Origin of the sequence: Cryobacterium sp. 10I1, assembly GCF_035019805.1 — a bacterium.
Taxonomy (GTDB): domain Bacteria; phylum Actinomycetota; class Actinomycetes; order Actinomycetales; family Microbacteriaceae; genus Cryobacterium; species Cryobacterium glucosi.
The window spans coordinates 1-2,139 of record NZ_JASJVF010000385.1 but is presented as its reverse complement, the minus strand read 5'-3'; the positions used below and the strand labels follow the sequence as shown (position 1 = coordinate 2,139).

At 70.9% G+C, this 2,139-nt stretch carries 2 protein-coding genes; both read left to right on the top strand.

The genetic code is table 11. The features are described from left to right. Window positions 1–240: hypothetical protein (locus tag QN345_RS18300; protein WP_323509035.1), on the top strand; the 240-nt coding region annotated here is incomplete at its 5' end. Next, complete coding sequence (gene treZ, locus QN345_RS18295) at window positions 237–2,048, top strand: malto-oligosyltrehalose trehalohydrolase (protein WP_134447962.1); 1,812 nt, start codon at window positions 237–239, stop codon at window positions 2,046–2,048. The genes QN345_RS18300 and treZ, both read left to right, overlap by 4 nt. The last annotated feature ends 91 nt before the right edge of the window (window positions 2,049–2,139 follow it).

Below are 2,139 nucleotides of genomic sequence, written 5' to 3'. Positions count from 1 at the left end.
GCCGTCACGGTCGCCACCCGGCTTCCGCTCGGCCTCGCAGCACAGGGAGGCTGGCGGGACACCACGATCGTGCTCGCCGGCATCCCGGTGATCGACGTCCTCACCGGCGAACGGTTCGCCGGCGGCACCCTCCTCGTGCGCGACCTGCTGCGCCGCTACCCGGTCGCCCTCCTCGTGCCGGATCAGGGCACGGGCCAGGGGATCGAATCACCGATCGTCACGGGGGAGGCCGGCAGATGAGCAGAGCAGAGCCCACCAACGAGGCCTGGGATGTCGAGGTCTGGGCGCCGCACGCCCAGGCGGTCGATCTGTTCCTGCGCGACACCGCCCCCGGCTCTGCCGGGGAACCGGTCACCCGGTCCCTGGCCAGGGCGGAGGGCGGCTGGTGGCGCCTGCGGATGTCCGACGGCCGGGCAGAGCCTCGCGACTACGGATTCGTGATCGACGGCGCGGGGCCGTTCCCCGACCCGCGTTCCCGCCGCCAGCCCGACGGCGTGCATGCCCTGTCCCGCACCTTCGACCCCGGCGCGCACGCCTGGCAGGACTCGCGGTGGACCGGCCGCCAGCTCGCGGGCGCCACGATCTATGAGCTGCATCTCGGTACCTTCACCCCGGAGGGCACCCTCGACGCCGCGGCAGCACGCCTCGGCCACCTGGTCTCACTCGGGATCGACTTCGTCGAGCTCCTGCCGGTCAACGCCTTCAACGGAACCCACAACTGGGGCTACGACGGCGTGCTCTGGTACGCCGTCCACGAGGGCTACGGGGGACCCGCCGCCTACCAGCGCTTCGTCGACGCCTGCCACCAGGCCGGCATCGGAGTGATCCAGGACGTCGTCTACAACCATCTCGGGCCGAGTGGGAACTACCTTCCGGAATTCGGGCCGTACCTCAGCGAGGCGGCCGGGAACACCTGGGGTTCCTCGCTGAACCTCGACGGACCGGACTCCGATCCGGTCAGGCGGCACATCATCGACAACGCCCTGATGTGGCTCGACGAATATCACGTCGACGGGCTGCGCCTCGACGCCGTGCACGCCCTCCGCGACGATCGGGCAACCCACCTGCTCGAGGAAATGGCCGGGGAGGTCGCCGCGCTCAGTGCCTTCGCCGGTCGCCCGCTGACCCTGATCGCCGAGTCCGACCTCAACGATCCACGCCTGATCACCCCGGCGGAGGCCGGAGGCTACGGCCTCGACGCACAGTGGAGCGACGACTTCCACCATGCCGTGCACGTCGCACTGACCGGGGAGACCACCGGCTACTACGCCGACTTCGCCCCGCTCAGTGCCCTCGCCAAGGTCCTCACCGACGGCTACTTCCACGACGGAACGTTCTCGAGCTTCCGCGGCCGCAGGCACGGCCGTCCGATCGACAGGCAACGGATGCCGGCCTGGCGTCTCGTCGTCGGCAGCCAGAACCATGACCAGATCGGAAACCGTGCCACCGGCGATCGCCTGACCGGCACGCTCGACGCAGGCCAGCTCGCCATCGCCGCGACCCTGACCCTTCTCGGCCCCTTCACCCCGATGCTCTTCATGGGGGAGGAATGGGGTGCGACCACGCCGTGGCAGTTCTTCACCTCGCACCCGGAGCCGGAACTCGGCGCGGCGACCGCGACCGGGCGGATCAGCGAATTCGCGCGGATGGGCTGGGATCCCGCACTCGTGCCCGACCCGCAGGATCCGGCGACGTTCACGAGGTCCCGGCTCGACTGGGACGAATCCGAGCGTCCAGGACCCGCACGGCTGCTCGGCCTCTACCGACGGCTCGCAGAACTGCGCCGCGAGGTGCCGTCCTTCACGGAACCGCGCCTTGACCGGGTCGGTGTCGAGTACGACGCCGAAGGGTCCTGGCTGCGCCTGGTCCGTGGTTCCGCGGAGATCCTGGTGAACCTCGCAGCGGATGCCCGGCGCATGCCTGCCGGGACCGGCGCCGTGCTGCTCGACTTCGGGACGGACGGGCCCGCGCTGCTCTCCCGCGCGGACGACGGGTCCGTCGTGCTGGCACCGCACTCCGTGCTCGTCCTCGCCCAGGCGGCCTCGTGAGCGGTCAGCGCGGCTTCCTGTCCGCGGAGACCGGAACGGCCCTTGCCGCACTCGCGGCCCTCGATTCCGCAGCGGACCCGCTCGACCGCGT